This window comes from Microvirga calopogonii (assembly GCF_003347665.1).
Classification (GTDB): Bacteria; Pseudomonadota; Alphaproteobacteria; order Rhizobiales; family Beijerinckiaceae; genus Microvirga; species Microvirga calopogonii.
The window spans coordinates 1-18,404 of record NZ_QDGA01000093.1; the positions used below are offsets into that span (position 1 = coordinate 1).

Here is an 18,404-nt window from a genome sequence, read left to right on the forward strand (position 1 = left end):
CGGCTCTTCTGCCAGCTCAGGCCCGCCTCGTGCAGGGTGCGCGCGATGGTGAACCGGCTCACCTGCGGCAGGCCGTCCGGGGCTTGGCGCAAGGCCTTCTGCAGCAGGCTCAGCGACCAGGTCGCGGTGCCGTCCTGCTCGCGCTGCGGCGCTCGCGCCCATTCGGCCAGGATGCGCTGCTGCGCGTGAGCCCCATAGCGGATCCGTGGCCCGCCACCGTGGTGCGGGCGCACGGCGGCCAGGCCCTCGCGGTTGAAGCGACTGACCCAGGCCGAGATGGTCTCGTTGTGGCCGCGCCCGACGAGATGGGCGGCGGCGGTGTAGCTGGCGCCTTCGGCAATCGCCAGCAGGGCACGGGCACGGTCGACTTCAGCGGCAGGAGTACTCTGGGAGCGGCTCAGGCGGGTGAGTTCTTTGCGCTCGTCTACGGTGAGCGGGCGTAGTGGATCTTTCTGGTGGCGCGACATGGGGCACCTCGCAACACGAGGATCACCATGCCACTATACCATATCCGACGGCAGACGACCCACTAGGCGTACTGCTGTTACTGCCGCGGGAGGTCCATAACCTCTCCCAACTCATCGAGGCTGATCGTGCTCAGCACATATCCCGTAGGATCGACGATCTCGAGGCTCCAACCCTCCCAATGAACTTCCGCGTCTGCATCGCTTTTCCGCAAATCCACAAGGGCCCTGAGGATCTCGGCGATTGCGGTCTCGGTATCGGCGGCGTCGACGCCGACATCGTCAGTCAGAACGACTGTGCCCTTCACGAGGTGGAAGAAGCAGCGTATTTGACCACCCGCGTCGAACAGTCCATCCAAACCTGCGAGCTTCCTGACCGCATCTCCCGGAGCCGGAGCCTGCCCGGCCCGTTCGGGAAGCGATGCCAATGCACCGAGTGACCGGCCGGGACTGTGCGGCTCGTTCGTAGCCGACGAGTGCTGAGGCGTCAGGGGCCTAGACATAGGCCCAGGTTCCATTTCCGCGGGCAGCGGCCGTCTGGTTCGTTTCATGGCCACCCTCACTCTTCCCGGAAAGCCTTAGCGAACTGGTCGACAAACGGCTTCGACAGGTACGAGATCGCGGTCCGGTCCTGCGTCGCCACAAACACCTCGACAGGCATGCCCGGCTTGAGCGGTAACCCGGCCAGCTTCTCGAACTCGCTGGCGCTGATCCGGACATCGGCCAGATAGTGGTTGGTGTTCGTCGCGGGATCGCGGGTCGTCGCTGCCGAGACGTAGGTGATCTCACCCTTTAGCTCCGGCGTCGTGCGCTGGTTGAACGCGGAGAAGCGCAGCTTCGCCGGCTGACCCACGAACACCTGATCCACGTCCACCGGGGACAGCTTGGCCTCGATCTTGAGCGTTGCATTCTCCGGCACGATGGTCGCCAACGTCTCGGCTGGCGTGATGACGCCGCCGACGGTATGCACCGACAGCTCGTTGACGACCCCAGTCATGGGCGCGCGGATGTCCGTCCGGGCGAGCCGATCCTCGAGCGCGATGCGGCGGTCGTTGAGTTCGGAGATCTTCGTCACGACCGCGCTCAGCTCACGCTGGGCTTCGGTTCGGGCGTTCTCGTCGATGGAGATGATTTGCAACCTGATGCTGCTCATGCGAGCGCGGCAACGGGCGATGCTTGCATCGATTTCCCCAGCCTCGCCCGTCAGCTTGGTGAGGTCGCGGTTGATGGCATACATGCGGGATCCCTCGATCAGCCCCTTGTCGGCCAGTCCCTTGAGTTTGTCGTGCTCGGTACGCACCAAGGTCAGCTCGTAGTTCTTCGCGGTCTGCTGGGCGTGGAGTCCCTTCACCTCCTGCTCGAGCTGGACGATCTCGGACCGGAGCTGCTCCTTCTGGCTATCCCGGTGGACGCGATTGCCTTCGAACAGCCGGATTTCACCGTAGGTGACGAGATCCGACAGCGTGACTGGGACCAGGTCAATGAGCGGAATAACAATTTCGCTGTTGCCATCACGCTCCGCGATCAGCCTGATCTTGCGGGCCACGAGTTCGGAGAGCTGCGAGCGCACGATCGAGAGTTCGGCCCTGGTCTGCACGTCATCGAGGCGCAGCAGGACCTGCCCAGCCTTGACGAAGTCGCCCTCACGCACGGCGATCTGGCTCACGATGCCGCCGTCGCGGTGCTGGATCACCTTCAGGTTCTGGTCGACCTTGATCATCCCGTGGGCGATCACCGAGCCGTTGATCTGGGCGACCGCGGCCCAGCCGCCGCAGCCCACCACCAGGAGCGCTCCCAGAGCGAATCCTGCCGTGACCCGGCTTCCGAGGCGGAAGTCGTCGTTATCCTTCCCTGCGCGATTGCTCATTTCCTGTCTCCTCTATGCCGCGGCTTGAGCCTGCGGTCGTTGTCCTGGTTGTTATGCGTGCTCGACGATGACGATGGCCCTGTTGCCGTCGAGATGGATCGTGGTCTCGTAGATGTCGTCGCAGTCGAGGTCGGCCTCGATCACGGTGCGGTCGATGCTCTCCGACCGCTCGTGGCGGAAGCGGATCCGCGCGTCGTCATCGTCGACCTTGTCGCCGTAGATGCTCTCGAACTGGTCCTCGAGCTTGTCGAAGACCTTCTCGAAGATGTCGTACTTGGACATCTTGATGCGGTCTCCCGCCTTGAAGTCGACGATCTCGTGGAGCACTGGAGCGGGTGCGCTCGCCGGAGGCGGTGGGGTGAACTCGAACAGGTCGTCTCCATCCCCGCCCTTGAGCACCACGGGCTGCCGCCCGACGATGAAGTGGTCGTCACCCGAGCCGCCGACCACGGTCTCGAAGCCGCTGATGGTGTCGTTCCCGATGTCGCAGCCGCTTGCCGTTCCGTTGGTGAAGTCGACCGTGATCCCCTCTTCCGAGGACGAGTAGTCCAGCGTGTCGCAGTCTTCCCCGCCGTCGTAGACGTCATCGTCCCCGTCCGCCTCCGCGCGGATGAGATCGTTTCCGGCACCACCCGAGGCGGTATCCCGCCCGGCACCGTCCGTGATGATGTCGTTGCCGGCCTCGCTTTCCAGGAAGTCGTCTCCGGCTCGGCCGTCGATCCGATCGTCCCCGGCTCCGCCGGAAAGGGTCTCGTTGCCGCCGGATCCAGCGATCGTGTCGTTGCCCGATCCGCCGCTGACGACCTCGAAGTCGGCGACGACGTTGTTTCCGATCTCGGAACCGTTGGCGGTTCCCTGCGAGAGATCGACGCTAACGCCGCCCCCGGTCTGCGACAGGTCGAGCGTGTCGGTCCCGGTGCCGCCATCGTAGCGATCACTGTCGCCATCGGAAGCCACGACGATCCGGTCGTTGCCTTCCCCGCCCAACACCGTGTCCTGACCGCAGCCGTCGTGAAGCGTGTCGTTGCCCGCGCCGCCATCCACCACGTCATTGCCGCCGCGTCCATCGATCCGGTCGTCTCCGGCCCCGCCCGAGAGGGTCTCGTCGCCCGCAGAGCCGAAGATCGAGTCCGCACCGGAGCCACCCCTCACGATCTCGAAACCGCTGACCCCGTTGTCGCCGATCTCGCAGCCCTCTGCGGTTCCTTCGGCGAGGTCGACCTCCACTCCGCGTTCGGTTCCCGTCAGGTCGAGCGTGTCGATCCCGGCGGCGCCGTCGTAGATGTCATGGTCCCCGTCGAGGGCAACGAGGACATGATCGTCTCCCTCTCCGCCGGACACGGTATCCCGCCCCGCGCCATCGAGGAGGAGGTCTGCACCCTTCCCGCCCTCGATTTCGTCGTTGCCGTCACCTCCGGAAACCACGTCATTGCCGTCCCCACCATCGAGAACGTCATGGCCGGCATTCCCCTCGATCCTGTCGTCCCCGGCATCGCCGTTGACCAGGTCGTTGCCGTTGCCGCCGAACAGAATGTCGTTCCCGTTGCCGCCGTTGATCTGGTCGTCGCCACCGTCGCCGAAGACGGTGTCGTCGCCGTCGTCGCCGAACAGGCGGTCGTCTCCCGCGCCGCCCGAGATCTGGTCGTTGCCTGCGCCGCCGAAGATGATGTCGTTGCCGTCCCCGCCGCGCAGGATGTCGTTGCCGGCTCCTCCCATGATGTGGTCATCGCCCGCACCGCCGTCGATCAGGTCGTCCCCGGCGCGTCCGTCGATGATGTCGTTGCCGCCCTTTCCCATGATCTCGTCCGCGCACGCGCTGCCGAGCAGCATGTCATCGCCGTCCGTGCCGACGATGGAGTTCCTGACGACGGAGAAGTACGCGTGTTGGATGATCGTGGCCTTGCCGTCCGTGATCTCGTACGTGACCGTGACGGGGCCAAGTCCGTTCGGGTCGTAGAGCCAACCGTTCGCGGTCCAGGAGATGGTACCGGACGACACCTTCGCGTTCCTGATCGACAGCATGTCCCCGTCCTCGTCCGAGGCGTGCGCCAGCAGGTCCGACAGGCTGATGAGGACGGTCGCGCAGCCGGCCACGTCACGGAGATAGACGGGGCCGTTGACCCGCGGCGCTCGGTTGGCTGCGGGGCGCGGATCATCCTCGTCCTCCACCGGTTTCGGGATCGGGTCCGAGTGCCTGGGCTTGTCATCCTCGCCCTTGTCGTCCCTGTCGTCCCCGCGCGGGTTGTCCGCAGCGGCAGCGCCCCTTGGCTTCGAGAATCCGCCCATGCCTCCCCCAGGGCGGGAACCTGTCACCGGAGCAAGGTTGTCGTTGGAGGCGAAGATTGCCCCCTCGAACCGCGCATGTCGGCTCACGTCAGACCGCTGGAGGGACGGCACTGTGAAGAGGAGCGGAGGCGAGTCGACCATCATGAACTCGGCAGAGGGCAGGCGCCAATCGTGGAGCGAGCTGGACCTGATCCGCTGCGGCTGTTCCTCCGGCTGGGCATCGCCCTGCTCCAGCAGCTCCAGCGGAACGGACAGCATCCCGGCATCGACGAGCTTGAGGTGCGGCTTGCCACTGTCCTCCGGACGGAGGGGTGCCTCGCCCTCGTCCGGAAGACGGCCCCATGTCGGCATGGCGCTCTTCAGGTAGGCGGCAAGGCCGAGGATCAGCGCGCCAAAGGCCAGCGGCATCTTCGAGGCCTTGGCCGCCTTCAGCTCGTAGCGCTGGCGGGATTCGGCCTCGCTGGGTTGCCCGCCACCCTTCGTTCCCTTGACGTCGATGATCATGCCATAGCCCTCGCGGTTAGAGGTGCCGATGCGGTTGTCGCCGTCCTGGTGACCGGAGCGGACATCGGGGTAGGCATCGCACCGCGGGTGCCGATGATCTCGTCCTTCGGCCCGAAGGCTGTCATGCGCCCGTTCTGGATGACTGCCACGAGATCGACGGCGACGAGGGCGCTCGGACGGTGCGCGATGACGAGGGCGACACCGTTCCGCGCACGGACGGTCTTGATCGCCTCGGTCAGGGCGGCCTCGCCGCCGCCGTCGAGGTTCGAGTTAGGTTCGTCCATGACCACGAGGAACGGATCCTTGTAGAGCGCGCGGGCCAGGCCGATGCGCTGGCGCTGTCCGGCCGAGAGCGCCGCGCCCTGGGCGCCGAGCTTGGTGCGGTAGCCGTCAGGCAGGCGCACGATCATCTCGTGGATGCCCGCGGCCTGCGCCGCCGCCACGATGGCGCGGGAGTCGTTCTCCGCATCGAAGCGCGAGATGTTCTCGGCCACGGTGCCGTCGAGCAGCGACACGTCCTGCGGCAGGTAGCCGACGTGGCGGCCGAGGTCCTCTTCCTTCCATTGGGTGAGTTCGGCCCCATCGAGACGGACGCTGCCTCGAAGGACAGGCCAGATGCCCGTCAGGGCACGAACGAGGGTCGTCTTGCCGCCGCCGCTCGGGCCGATGATGCCGAGCGCCTGCCCGGCCTGAACCTGGAACTCCAGGTCACTGAGCAGGACGCGGCCAGAGTCGGGGGCGGCCACCGTGATGCGCTCGACCTGGAGGGAAGCCTTCGGTGCGGGGAGCGCTAGCGGCTGCTCCATGTCGGCGAGCGCGATCACGGTCTCCTTGAGGCGCTGGAAGGCCGTGCGGGCGGCGACCACGCCCTTCCAGTTGCCGATGGCCTGGTCCACCGGAGCCAAGGCGCGGGCGGAGGCCACCGAGCAGGCGATGATCGCGCCCGAGGACAGTTCACCCTGGATCGTCAGGTACGCGCCGAGGCCAAGCGTCGCCGATTGCAGGATCATGCGCAGCACCTTGGAGATGGCGCCGAACGTGCCGCTGATGTCGCTGGTCTTCGTCTGGAGGCTGAGGTGCTCGGCGTTGGCCTTGTCGAACCGGGCAACCGCCCGCTTGGCCATGCCCATGGCCTTGAGGATCTCGGCGTTGCGGGCGTTCGAGTCGGCGATGGCGTTGCGCTCGATCGCCGCCTGATGCGTCGAACCCGCCAGCCGCCGGGTCATGATCTCGGTGGCGATGGTCAGCATCGTCAGGATGACCGCGCCGCCGAGCACGAGGGCGCCGAGCAGCGGGTGCAGGAAGTAGACGAACGCGAGGTAGAGCGGCATCCACGGCAGGTCGAAGAGGGCCGTCGGGCCCTGCCCGCTGAGGAAGCCGCGCACGGTGTCGACGTCACGGCCGCGCTCGAGCGCCTCGGAGGTCGAGAAACCGAAGCGGGGCATGTCGATGGCGACTTGGTGCGCCAGGGGAGCGATGCGCTTGTCGAGCCGTGCGCCGACCCGGACGAGCACCTGGGAGCGGATCACGTCGAACAGGCCCTGGAACAGGTACAGGCCGACGGCCAGCACCGACAGGGCGACAAGTGTCGGGATGCTGCCGCTGCCCAGTGCCCGGTCGTAGATCTGGAGCATGTAGAAGGAGCCGGTCAACGCGAGCACGTTGATGATGCCGGACACCGAGAAGAGGAAGAGGAAGATTCCCCGAAGCCCCTGGGTCAGCTTTTCCGCTGCCTTCCGCTTCTGGGCCGAGGTGAAGCTGGTCCCGCGCATTGGTCCGTTCCTGCTGGTGGTCTTGTCGTTGATGGGGGTGACTGGCGGGCCACGGATGGCCCGCCAGTCGTCGTCCCTCCCATGGGGGCTTAGGAGAGGACGAAGTCGGATGCCTTGAGGTCGTGGTTGCCCTTGAGGCTGATCTTGAACTCGGCCGCGTCGGGTCCGGTGGTGTTGCCGCTGACGACCGTGTAGTCGCCGTCGGCGCGGGTCTCGTGGGAGATCACGAGCTGGGCAGGTCCGGTGAAGGACGAGCCATTCGCCAGCGTGAAGGCCTGCTTGCCGGCCGCGCCGCCATTGGCATCGATCGCCGAGAGGTCGATCCGGTCGCCCGGCTGGAAGCCGAGGATCGTGTCGCCGTTGGCATCCTCCGCCGAGAGGAAGCGGAAGACATCGTTGCCCGCACCGCCGTCGATCACGTTCACAGCGCGGCTCGCCGTGATCACGTCATTGCCCGATCCGGTCACGATGTTCTCGATGCCCCAGATCGTATCGGTCCCGGACTGGCTGCTTGTCACCGTGCCGTAGCTGGCACCGTTGCCGCCGAGGTTGGCCGTGATGTTGGCGGTGATCGCCGACATGTCCAGCGTGTCGGTCCCGGTGCCGCCCGTCATGTCGTCGCCGTAGTAGACGTCATTGCCGTCGCCTGCCGAGGCCACGATGAGGTCGTTTCCGGCCCCGCCGTAGACGGTGTCGTTGCCCGCTCCGGCATCGATCATGTCGTTGCCGTCGTCACCGAAGATGCGGTCGTTGCCCGCATCGCCGTACAGCATGTCGGCATCGGCACCGCCGAGCATGTTGTCGTCGCCGTCGCCGCCGAACATGACGTCCCGCCCGGCTTCGCCGCTCAGGAAGTCGTTGCCGTTACCACCGTTGACGATGTCGTTGCCGGCGCCGGCGACGACGTTGTCGTTGCCGTCGAGGGCCATGATCGTCTCTCCCGCCGCAGTGCCGACCAGCACCTCGGTGCCGTTCGTTCCAGCGATCGGAGCGCCGACGGTAGGACCAGGTTGCGTCATCGGAGGCGGGGTCACGCCCCCATCGTCGCCCGATCCGGCATCCTCGTCGTCGTCATGACCGCAGGAGCCGTCGTCATCGTCGCCCGAGCCGTTGTCGTCGCCTGGATTCTCGACCTCCTCCTCGTCGTCATTGGATCCGGTGTCTCCACCGTTGCCGGGAGGGGTTTCCTCCTCGTCATCGGACCCGAACTGCGGCAGGCCGTCCTCGCAGACGAAGGTCAGCTTGTGGCCGTCCCTGGTCATCGTGGTCACGCCGTTGTCGTCGGTCGTGACCTCGTAGTCCCCGGGCACCGCGCCGTTCGGCAGCTCGACTACGTCCTGCGGGCGCAAGGTGCCCACGATGGTGTCGTTGCCGCCGTTGGACCGGAAGTAGATCCGGTGCGCCGATTGCAGCGAGGTGATGTCGACGGTGTCGTCCCCTCCGGTTCCGTTGATGGTGATGGTGTTGAAGTTGAGGCTTGTCGGGCTGAAGTCGCCCACGGTCCGCACCGTGTCGTTCCCCGGCCCGGTGTTGATCGTGATCTCCTCGATGTTGTCGAGTTCGGCGATGACCGAGGTGGTGTTGCCGACCCGCCGCGTGATCACGATTTCCGTGTCCGCCTTGAGGTCGGTGAAGCCGGCCGCGATGGCCTCCGCCCTGGCATAGACCGTGAACGTTTCGGCGTTTGGCCCGCCGTTCACCACGAAGCGGTCAAGGGTGCCGGCGCCGCCGTCCACGAAGTCCCTTCCGTCATTGCCGGTCTCGTTGCCGAAGAAGTTGGTGTCGACGTTCCAGACGATGGTGTCGTTGCCGCCTCCTCCGAAGACCGTGTCGTTACCCTGGCCAGCGTCGATGGTGTTGGCCAAGTCGTTGCCGATCATGATGTTGGCCGCCGTGGTGCCGTTGAGGGCCGTCGAGGTGACTCGGTTCACCGTGACCGTCGCCGTGTCGGTGGCGTTCGCAGCGCCGGAGCCGTCGTTCACCGTATAGGAGAAGGTGCCGTTTGCCGTGGTATTATCGGTCACCGTCACGGATCTCGGGTTCTGCGTCAGCGAGACGGCAGTGAGGCTGCCACTCACGATGCTGGCATTCGTGATGCGGAGGGCGGCGCCTTCCGGATCGCTGTCGTTGGCCAGCAGGGCCCATTCCGGAACCAGGAACGGTGACCCGGCCGCGACGTTCGTGATGACGGTGTCGTTTTCCGCCGACGGGGCGTCGTTTACCGAGACCACGTTGACCGTGGTGACCGCCGTGTTGCTGTCCAGGAAGCCGTCGTTGACGGTCACCTGGATCACGCGGGCCTCTGTGCTGGGCTGGTTCGACGTGTTCTGGAACGTCACGGCCTGGATCGCCGCCTGGTAGGCCGCCAGAGAGGCCGCGCCCGTCAGGGTCACGGTGATCTGTCCCACCACCGAGGTGTTGACCGCAGCCGTGATCCCCGCCGGCAACGTCCCGACCACCAGCGCGTCCCCGTCCTTTTTGTTGGTGAGCACGATCCTGGCCGAGGCGAGCTGGGCATCGTTGTCCACGATCCCCGGAAGGTTCGCGATCGCGACCGCCGGGCTGCCCTCGGTGTAGGTCGTGGCGTAGTGCACCGACGGGGTTGCTGCGGGCTTGGTGAACGCGACGGAGACGTTGTCGACCCGGACGTACTCGGAGAAGAGACCGTTCCAGTTGAGGGCCGTCGTCTCGAACCGTATGGCCGCGTTCGGGCCGAACGGTCCTGCCAGGTCGATGAAGCGATTACCATCTGCCGTGGTCCCGGTGATGGTGTCCACCTGAGTGAAGGTGAGACCATCGGTCGAGAACATGACCCGGACCTGCTCGCCTGCATCAAGGCGGTTCAGGATGTTCTGCGACACCGAATAGCTCAGCCGCGCGGCTGTGGCCCCGTCGAGATTCAGGCTGCGCTGGATCGATGCGCCGTCGCCGCCGTTCTCGCCAAGTTGCAGCGCGCCGTTGGTGATGCGGATGGCACCGGTCGTGGCCGGGTTCGTGGTGGGGTCGCTCGCCTCCTGCCAAGCCGAAGTCCACGGCGTCACGCCGTTGGAGTTCGTGTAGGCAGCTTGGCCGAACTGATCGAGGTACTGGCCGCTGTCGAAGGCGTGCAGCGACAGCTCGGGCTTCTGGAACCGGATCTCGCCGTCGGAGAAGCGGATCACTTCGATGTTAGTCAGGCGGTCGGTTCCGTCAGACCTCACCCCCACCTCACCGGGTACGGGAACGTCGGTTCCCTGGTCCACGTTGTGCTCGACCGTGATGCTGCCGTCCTCGTTGCGGGTGACGGTGTAATTGGCCATCACGTCCGTGTAGACGGCCACGTCCACATCGCTGTCCTGCCCACCGTCGACGATCTCACGTACGATCGAGAGCTGGCCCGGGTTGAGCGTCCGGTCGAACATCGTCTGCTGAAGGGTCCTGCCACCGAACTGCGCCACAGCGCCGCCGACGACCTCTCCGTTCACGTAATCCACCTCCCGGTAGATCTTCGAGTCCAGCCCATCGGCGGTATAGATCGTGGTACCGCCAGCAGGGTTCTCGACCGTGATGCGGATGCGGACGTTGAGCCACTTGTCGCCGTCGATGATGTCGTCGCCGGCATTGCCCTGGATCGTGTCGCTGCCGCCGCCGCCGAGCAGGATGTCAGAGGCGTTACCGGATCCATCTCCTGTCTGCATCACGACCGTCTCGGTCTTGCCATCGGCCCCGGTGACCGTGAACCGCTGGAGATGCGCTACGAGATCGGCGAGGCCGTCGATCAGGTGGAGGTTCTTCTCCAGTAGCGCGTTGGAGTAGGACTCGAGTGGCGCGCCCGGCTCGACCTGGGTCGCATTGCCGTTGGCGTCGAAGGCGCCCATGACGACCTCGCGGCCGGTCAGCTTGTCATTGTACTTCCAGCCCGACAGGCCTTCCACCAGGTCGAAGCGGTCCCGCAGGATGTTGTTCTGCTGGTTCTGGAAGATCGTGACCGTCATGTCCGAGTCGGCAGCCTGGTTGTGACCCTTGTGGATCGCCCAGTCGAACCCGGCCATGCCGTTGTTGCGCTCGATACCCTCGTTCTGGAACATGATGTCGTCGCCGGACTCGGCGTCGTAGTCGTTGTCGTTCCCGCGCCCGTTCAGGACGTCGTGGCCGATGATGGTCGAGTTGAAGAACAGCTCCGAGTTCTCGCCCGCAAGCGTATCGAAGCTGTCGCCACCTTCGAGCCAGTCGTCACCCTCGTTGCCCTTGATGAAGTTGACGCCGGTGCCGCCGCGGACAAAGTCGTTGCCGAGGCCGCCCGTCACGTCCTTGGCCTCGGTGCCGCCATAGACGAAGTCCTGGCCGCTGCCGCCGAACACGAGGTCGAGGCCGCTGCCGGGGTTGATGACGTCGTTGCCCGCGTCGCCGTGGATCACGTCGGCCGCGCCGATGTCGGTGCCGCTGTCGGTGATGATGTCGTCACCGTCGCCGCCGTGGAGGTGGTCGACGCCGTAGCCGCCCTCGAGACTGTCATTGCCGCCGTCGCCCCACAGGGTGTCGTCACCCTCGCCGCCGATCAGGGTCTCGCCCCTGTTCGTCCCGCCGAGCACGACGTGGTTGCTGCCCGTGTAGCGCAGGTAGTCGTCATTCCCGTCGCCGTCGACATCCTTGCGGATCACCATCGGGCTGATCGCCTGGAGGATCGGGTTCGAGTGGGTCGGGTCGGCCCCGATCTGCTTGGTCCGGTCCATCTCGAGGATGTGGTCGGCCGTCTGGAAGGCGGCGCCGTTGACGTGCGTGGAGTTGCCGTCGCCGAGGCTGGTGTTGCGCATGATGAGCTGCGCGAAGGAGTCGGCCTCGAGCTCGTTGAGGAGGTTCAGACCCTGAGCACGGCTCAGGTAGTAGAACCGGTCACCAGCCTGGAGGTTCTCCATCTGGAACTCGAACACGTAGGTGAACGAGGAGCCCAGCATCGAACCGAAGGTCATCTTCTTCTCGGCCAGGCCGCCGATCCAGAAGTCGACGTCGTTGAGGCCCCCGAGCTTCCCCGTGGCGGTGTCGCCGTACTGGCCCTGGCCGTGCAGGAACGCCATGCGGTCGGCCTCGAAGGCGGCGGAGTCGGCATCCGAAAGCGAGTTGTCGCCGAAGATCAGCTTCATGGCCGCATCGCGCTTGTCCTCGACGGTGTTCGCGGCCTTGATTGAGGCGTGCGTGCCGTAGGCCGCAATGAAGTTGATCAGCGAGGCCGGGTTCTTGAGCGAGAGCGCGAAGTCGTGCCAGCTCTCGTAAGGCTTGACGCGGCTGTCATGGGTGTCGGCGTAGAACTGGCGCCGGGCCTCGTTGAGTGAAGGCACGCCGGTCTCACGGGCACGGGCGATGTTGGTCGCGCCGAGGTCGAGCGGCAGGCCGACAAGATTGTTGCGAAGGGCATCCGTCAGGTGCTCGTCAATCTCGTTGCCGACCTGGCGGGTCATGCCACGCAGGATGGCGCCGGCCGCATCCTCGGCATCAACTCCGGCTCCGGCGAAGGCAACGGGGTTGAGAAAGGCCTCGATCAGGCCCATCTCGCTCTCGGACGCCGTGCCGTCCGGGTTCATCGAGATCAGGTCGATGCTGTCGGTCAGCATCGAGTGGCCGAAGCGGTAGACCACGTGGGCGAACTCGGCCACGATGGCGCCGTCGACCACGGTGGTGTTGGAGAACACGAACGGGTCCACGTCCGGCGCGATGGCGCGGGCGAACTCCTCGAACACGAGGTGCTGGTAGACCATCTCGGTCGAGAAGCGGGCTGCCTGGAACAGGCGCTCGCCGTCCCAGACCAGGTTGTCGATCTCGTCCTGCGCTGTCGGCATGGCCGTCACGTCGACGGCAAGCCACTCGTTCAGGAACGTCAGGTCGCTGGACTCGAGCGCGATCTTCTTCGTCTCCTCGATCATGCGGTTGTGCTCGTGGTGGAACACGTGATGAATCGAGGTCAGGCCGATGTTCTCGTTGCCGCGTCCGTCACCGACGATCACGTGCTTGTCGAGCAGCTCGTTGTCGTAGAAGAGATTGTTGCCGCGGTTGTCCGTCGGGATCGGGCCGCCGTTGGCGACATCGTCGGCATCAGGCATCAGCACGGGGGGCGTGGTCGCGTCACCGTCATGGTCGCGGAGGACCGGCGCGGCGGTATGTGCGATGTCGTTCAGGAAGGCACGGCCGGCCGAGACCGCCTGCGAGGCCGCCACAGGTGCTTCGGGGTTGCCCTCCACGGCGCCGTTGGCGGTCACGAGCTGCGGGAAGCCGTTGGTGCCCCGCACGAACTCGCCGTACAGGTCGGTTAGCAGGGCGGGGACACGCAGGATGTCGGCATCGGTCAGGATGATGCCGAGCTTCTCGGCCGCCTGCTGCTTGACGTCGGCCCAGGTGGCCGGGCCGCCGTTCGCGCCCTCGAGCATGCGTCCGGTCGCGACGGGCTTGCCGTCGACCAGCGCGTACTCGCGCAGGAAGACCTGGTGCGACGGGTTGGAGGTGTAGACCTGGTTGAGGTCGATCCACGGCGTGGTCTCGTTGCGGTGGCCGAAGAGGACATCGTCGGACGTGCCCATCTGCCCGTCCTGGCCAGCGCCCATGATCGGCGTCGCGCGGGTCACGACCATGAAGTTGGTCGGGCTGCCGGGAACGTAGAGCGGATCGTCGGGCTGGAGCGGGATGAAGACGGTGCCGGCACCATTCCCGCCCTTGCTGACGAGATCGAGGCCATGGTCGAAGAACTGGCCGAATAGGGTGAAAAAGCCGTTGAAGGGGGCCGTGTCGCCGAGGTCGGCCGAGACGTTCGGGATCACCACCGTGTCGCCCTCCATCTCGATGCCGAGGGCTTCCTGCATGGCCGTGTAAGCGGCGTCCTTAGCCTCCGTGGCCGGGCCGACAGCCTCCTGGGCAAGGGTCTTCGCAGCGTTTGCCACGTCAAGGGCATCCAGCGCGGCCTGCCTCTGTTCCTCGGTCGCAACCTGGGGAAGGCGGGCCAGTGCCATCTGCTTGGCGGTGACGTTGGCGGTTGCGTTGACGAGGGCCTTCTCGGCCGCCTCGCAGGCCTTGTAGGCGCTGACGGCGGCCTGGTAGACCGCCATGTTCGTGCCCGTGGCGAGGACCTTGTAGGGATCAGCGTGCCCGAGGTTGGTGAGCGCCGAGATGATCGTCGCCGGGTTGCCGATGGTCTGGTCCGAGATCAGGTTCGAGATCACGCGCGGATCGGAATCATACACGGTGCCCTTGTTCCCGTAGTGGGTCGGCGTCGTGCCGGCGGGGGAATTGGGGCCGTGCAGCCCGGCAGGCATCGCTTCGCCCTCGACGTAGTACGGGTCAGTCAGGCGCGGCATGATCTGGTCGGCGGCGCCGCTCCACTCGTGGCCGGGGATCAGGTTGTTGTAGCTGCCGTTGACCGTGCGCAGGCCGTAGGGCAGCAGGTGGTGGCTGATCAGGTCAGTAAGCGGCTTCGCGGCGCTGCCGGAATGGGCCACGGAGTTTTCCTCCGCCACCTTGACCTGTTTCAGGATGAATTCGAGGTCGTGCTTGACCAGATGTACCATGATATCTCTCCCTCTGAGGCTTGGCCTCTTGCGCGCATTGTCCCGACCGGGGCTGAATCGCCCGTCAGCCTGCAATTCCGGAAACAATCTTGGCCGAGGGAGGTCCGGCCCGCATCGGATGGAGGTGCAACGATTTGTTAACCATCGGTCGAGGCTGCCACCCAGCCTCTGGTCTGGATGGCTCCTAGACCAAAGCCCAGTTTCCCAAGAGGCAATCGCTCTCTGACGTCAGCAGGCCGCCGAGCGGCCTAGGAATCTCCATGAAATGCCGGTGTCAACGCCGTGACGGGGACGCACTGGGTCCGATGGGCCGGCCATAGCATCGTCGGGGCACAGAAGGTGTTGCGATGCCGCGTTCGGTGAGCGGCGGCGTGCAAGCTTGTGACTTGGAAATGCCACCGAGAGCCCCGCCTTCGGGCAGATGCACTCCATAGGACTGAATAGCTCGTCTTTGGCCACAGGTTCATGCAGGGCGGTGCCTCCGGAGTTAGGCGCGAGCCTGGCTGATGGTGAAATGGCAATGCGCCTTGACTCTGATGCAATTGCGCTCGGCTTCCCAAGCCATGATCTCGCGTAGGAGCACCGTTCGATCAGGAAGACGCCCCCGACGCCCCCCGGCCCAAACATTGAGGCCGAGGATTGCAAAATCCAGTTCGGCCATGTTGAGCCAACTGCCGTGTTTGGGGTGTAGTGAAACTCTAGCCGCTTCACGAGGCGGCGTGTCTCCTCTGGCAGAAAGGTTTGTTACAGAGCGGCAGGCGATTGAGTGCGCAGTTGTCCAGCACCAGCGCAATCGCCGGCACCTCAGGATAGCGCTCGTCGACGAGTGCTCGCGTCTGCTCGGCAACATTCTGATCGGTCTGGCGTGCCGTTAGATCGAGATGGCGCCAGCCGGTCAGCGGCTCAAAGGACACGAATAGGTTGGCTGTGCCCTGCCGCGGCTACCCATGGTCCATCCCGGGACCACCCGTCCGGGAGCCGCTGGTAGGGGCGCCGGGTTGCCGGCGAGGAGATGGAAGGGCAATTCGTCAAGGCAGAGACCAACCGATCGGCGGCGTAGGGTTCGGCATACAGGTTGAGCGCCTCCTCCATGCGCCAGGTAACCACGGCTCCGCCCGATGCAATCCACCGCTGTGAGTGACGTCAAGGCTTCAGCGCGCTTTCCGAGTGCCCGCCGCACAGTCGCGTCGCTGACGGCCCCCAAGACCCCGAACTCCGTCAGGCGATCGGCCAGCACCGGCGATACTGTATCGGTGTGCCTCCGCGACGGTATCTCTCGCCCCACCCTGCGCGAATGGGGCGCCGTTCTCGGGCGGATTGCGACACTGGTCTAACCGGTCACAACTGACTCCATGATCATCTGGCGGCCAAGAAGCGTTCGTCCTGTCGCTCTGCCGAAAGCGGGGACTTTGAGTCAAACAACTGCGCATTGAGTTGAGACGGCAGCACGGCCTGATGCTATCGCTCGACACCCTGCAACGGACACACGCCCGCAACAATACACCGATGTTGAAGCGGTCGCGCCGGCGGCGCAAGGGAACACGCCGCTACATCAGCCCGATTCTGGGGATCGCATTCAGATCGACCTCAGCAAGATCAGGCGGCGTCTACGAGTACACCACGATGGCTCATCGCACTCGCTACAAGGCGCTCGGCGCCTAAAGCCGCATCACGGGCACCAGCACCCTCGACTTTCTGGATCGCCTCATCGAGGAGATGCCATTCTCAATCCATCGCATCTAATTTGACTGCGGACGCGCGTGATTCGCCAAAGCTGTCGGGCTGTGGCTGATGGACTCGGCGATCAAGTTTGGACCGGTCCCGCCCCGGTCACCGCATCTGGACGGCATGGTAGAGCGGACGGCATCGCTCTGAGCGGGAAGAGTTCTGGGACAGGGTCGAGCTAAAGGAGCCAGAAGTCAGCGCGAAGCTGTCTGAGCGGCAGCATCACAAGAACTACAATTTACTTGATTTTGAGTTCCTTGAGCGTCGCTATGACAGGAAATCTGGCATACTTTTGCAAGGGACCGCATCAAGAGCTCGCCCAGATTTCAGGCCCAAACCGCCGAGCCGCAGGGCGGCCATGCAGTCGTCGAAAATAGCCTTTAGTCTCAGTTTGTCTGAGGGGATAATGCTTGGAGAGACTTTGGCACCGCTTTGGGACATGAGTGACGATGCTCTTCAATGGCTTCTCAATTCGTCCGATGCAGTTCAGCCAACCCAAAGCAACTCAGACTCCTCGGCAGGCACAGCGAAATACGTGCGGTTGGCAATGAGCTTACAATTTATCGTTGCTCCAGGTTTCAGGTTCTCTCTGAATCCATCATTCGTGCGGAGCTGAAGCGTGCCTCTTAGAAGAATGGCTATTTCATACGCGTTGCGTGCAGCAATCCTGCTTAGGTCGCGGCGGATGCCAGCCCTTAGAACCGTGTGCCCGATCTTTCGGTAGACAACTACAGACAGAGATTCAGCTGGCGTCTTCTCGTCACGACCAGCGAGTTGGTCCGAGTCTGAGCGCGTAAGCATAGGGGCATCTGGCAGATCCAAGTTGAGTGCCGCTGCGAGCTTCGCCGCGAGGTCTAAAGTAGGCGAGAGGCGTCCATTCTCAAGGCGAGAGATTGTGGACGCCGAAATCCCCGTTAGCCGCGCAATCTCTCGCAGCGATAGCCTCATCTCCGTGCGCCGGTGATAGATTCTTCGAGCAAAGACTGCCTCTGTCACTGGACTTCTCTTTTGCTGGATATCGTACGACCAAAAGAAAACCCCGGTGTTGCCACCGGGGTTCTCCTATTCAATCTGGATTGACCGATTAGAAGTCGCGCTGAACGCGGATACGGCCTTCCCACACGTCGTCATTGACGCGGGTACCATTGACGGTACGCGCATTCGGGCCCTTCGGGTCGATGTTGGCGTAGAGAACTTCGACGCCGAGATCCAGGCCAGCCACCGGCGACCAGATCACGTTCGTGCCAGCGCGCCACTCGGTGAACTCGGCGCCGACGCCGATCGTGCCAACCGGGAAGGCGAGCGGGGCAGCGTTGTCATACTCGACGCGAGCCCACGAACCGAACACGTTCTGGCGGATGGTCGGGGTCCAGTAGTGACGCAGACCACCAGCGATCGACCAGCCCTGGCCGGTGTGGATGTCGCCATCCGCGCCGATGTAAGCATCGACAACCGACTCGCGGATCGAGCCGACGGTGACCGACGAACCGAAGCCGAGGTAGCCGAGAGCGCCGTCAGCATAGGACACGGCAAGCCAAGCGGCATCGCCAGCGCCGAGAGCCGGCAGGTTCAGAGAGCCCTGGAACGACACCGACCAGCCGAGTTCGCTGTCCGGATAATCGAAGACGCCGGGAGCGAGGATGGGAGCAACGGGAACCAGGTTGTCGCTACGCAGCTGGTGCAGAGCACCGGAGATCTGAGCCGTACCCCAGGTGCCGGCGTACTTCAGGTTACCGACCAGGTCAGGATAGGTCTGACCGGCTTCGAGGAACACCGGCGTCGTGCCGATGCTGGTGCCGGTGAAGCGGCCTTCTTCAGCCGAGATCGTGGCCGAGAAGCCGTTGCCGAACGAGAAGGTGTAGGCGAACAGGTTCACCGTCGGAGCGTCCGAGAAGCGGAGCGTGCCGAAGTGGCCGGTGGGCAGGTCGCTGTTGTCGTAGAACGACACGGTACGACCGGCGGTGAGGCCGCCGAACTGCACGAAGGCCTGGTCGACGTTAGCCGTCGTGGAGCTGAAGCCGTAGACGCCGGTATCGCGGGTCATCTCGAAGCGCACGAAGGTGCGGAGCAGACCGTAGGCGGTGGCGGTACGAGCGTCGAGCTGGATGCGGCCACGAGCACGGAAGCCGATGGCATCATCCGAACGATCTTGCGGCTCGACATAGCGGAATTCGGCGCGAACACGGCCGCCGACGCGGAGGCAGGTTTCGGTGCCGGGGATGTAGAAGAAGCCTGCGCCGTAGGTGGAGCAGACGCG

The 18,404-nt window shown here is 64.8% G+C and carries 10 protein-coding genes; 1 reads left to right on the forward strand and 9 read right to left on the reverse strand.

The window, feature by feature from the left end; translation table 11 throughout:
- From DDF70_RS29900 to DDF70_RS29930, 7 genes are all read right to left on the reverse strand, one after another.
- A partial coding sequence (locus DDF70_RS29900) for a helix-turn-helix domain-containing protein (protein WP_114946241.1) occupies positions 1-467 on the reverse strand: 467 nt, incomplete at its 3' end.
- A gap of 77 nt (positions 468-544) precedes the next feature.
- Positions 545-967 (reverse strand): DUF6894 family protein, encoded by a 423-nt coding sequence (locus DDF70_RS29905; RefSeq protein WP_114948330.1) that lies wholly within the window; start codon positions 965-967, stop codon positions 545-547.
- Between the two features lie 56 nt (positions 968-1,023).
- Positions 1,024-2,331, reverse strand: a complete 1,308-nt coding sequence (locus DDF70_RS29910; protein WP_114948331.1) for an HlyD family type I secretion periplasmic adaptor subunit — start codon at positions 2,329-2,331, stop codon at positions 1,024-1,026.
- Positions 2,332-2,382: 51 nt separating this feature from the next.
- The gene (locus tag DDF70_RS29915; protein WP_114948332.1) at positions 2,383-5,121 is read right to left on the reverse strand and encodes a calcium-binding protein; all 2,739 of its coding nucleotides are present in this window, start codon (positions 5,119-5,121) and stop codon (positions 2,383-2,385) included.
- A complete protein-coding gene (locus tag DDF70_RS29920) occupies positions 5,118-6,893 on the reverse strand; it encodes a type I secretion system permease/ATPase (protein ID WP_114948333.1) in 1,776 nt (591 codons plus the stop codon). The genes DDF70_RS29915 and DDF70_RS29920 overlap by 4 nt, the downstream gene beginning before the upstream one ends.
- An 89-nt stretch (positions 6,894-6,982) precedes the next feature.
- Entirely contained in the window at positions 6,983-14,422 is a 7,440-nt protein-coding gene (locus DDF70_RS29925) for a peroxidase family protein (protein ID WP_114948334.1), read from the reverse strand.
- A 707-nt stretch (positions 14,423-15,129) separates the two neighbouring features.
- Positions 15,130-15,336, reverse strand: coding sequence for a hypothetical protein (locus tag DDF70_RS29930; RefSeq protein WP_114948335.1), 207 nt, complete (start codon positions 15,334-15,336; stop codon positions 15,130-15,132).
- A gap of 592 nt (positions 15,337-15,928) precedes the next feature.
- Between DDF70_RS29930 and DDF70_RS29935 the strand changes: the two genes are divergently transcribed.
- Positions 15,929-16,084, forward strand: a complete 156-nt coding sequence (locus DDF70_RS29935; protein WP_162820776.1) for a hypothetical protein — start codon at positions 15,929-15,931, stop codon at positions 16,082-16,084.
- Positions 16,085-16,633: 549 nt separating this feature from the next.
- On the opposite strand, the gene DDF70_RS39355 is transcribed toward DDF70_RS29935, so the two are convergent.
- Together DDF70_RS39355 and DDF70_RS29945 are read right to left on the reverse strand one after the other, a co-directional pair.
- Positions 16,634-17,143, reverse strand: coding sequence for a helix-turn-helix domain-containing protein (locus DDF70_RS39355; protein ID WP_162820777.1), 510 nt, complete (start codon positions 17,141-17,143; stop codon positions 16,634-16,636).
- 88 nt (positions 17,144-17,231) lie between these two features.
- Positions 17,232-18,404: porin (locus DDF70_RS29945; RefSeq protein WP_162820778.1), on the reverse strand; the 1,173-nt coding region annotated here is incomplete at its 5' end.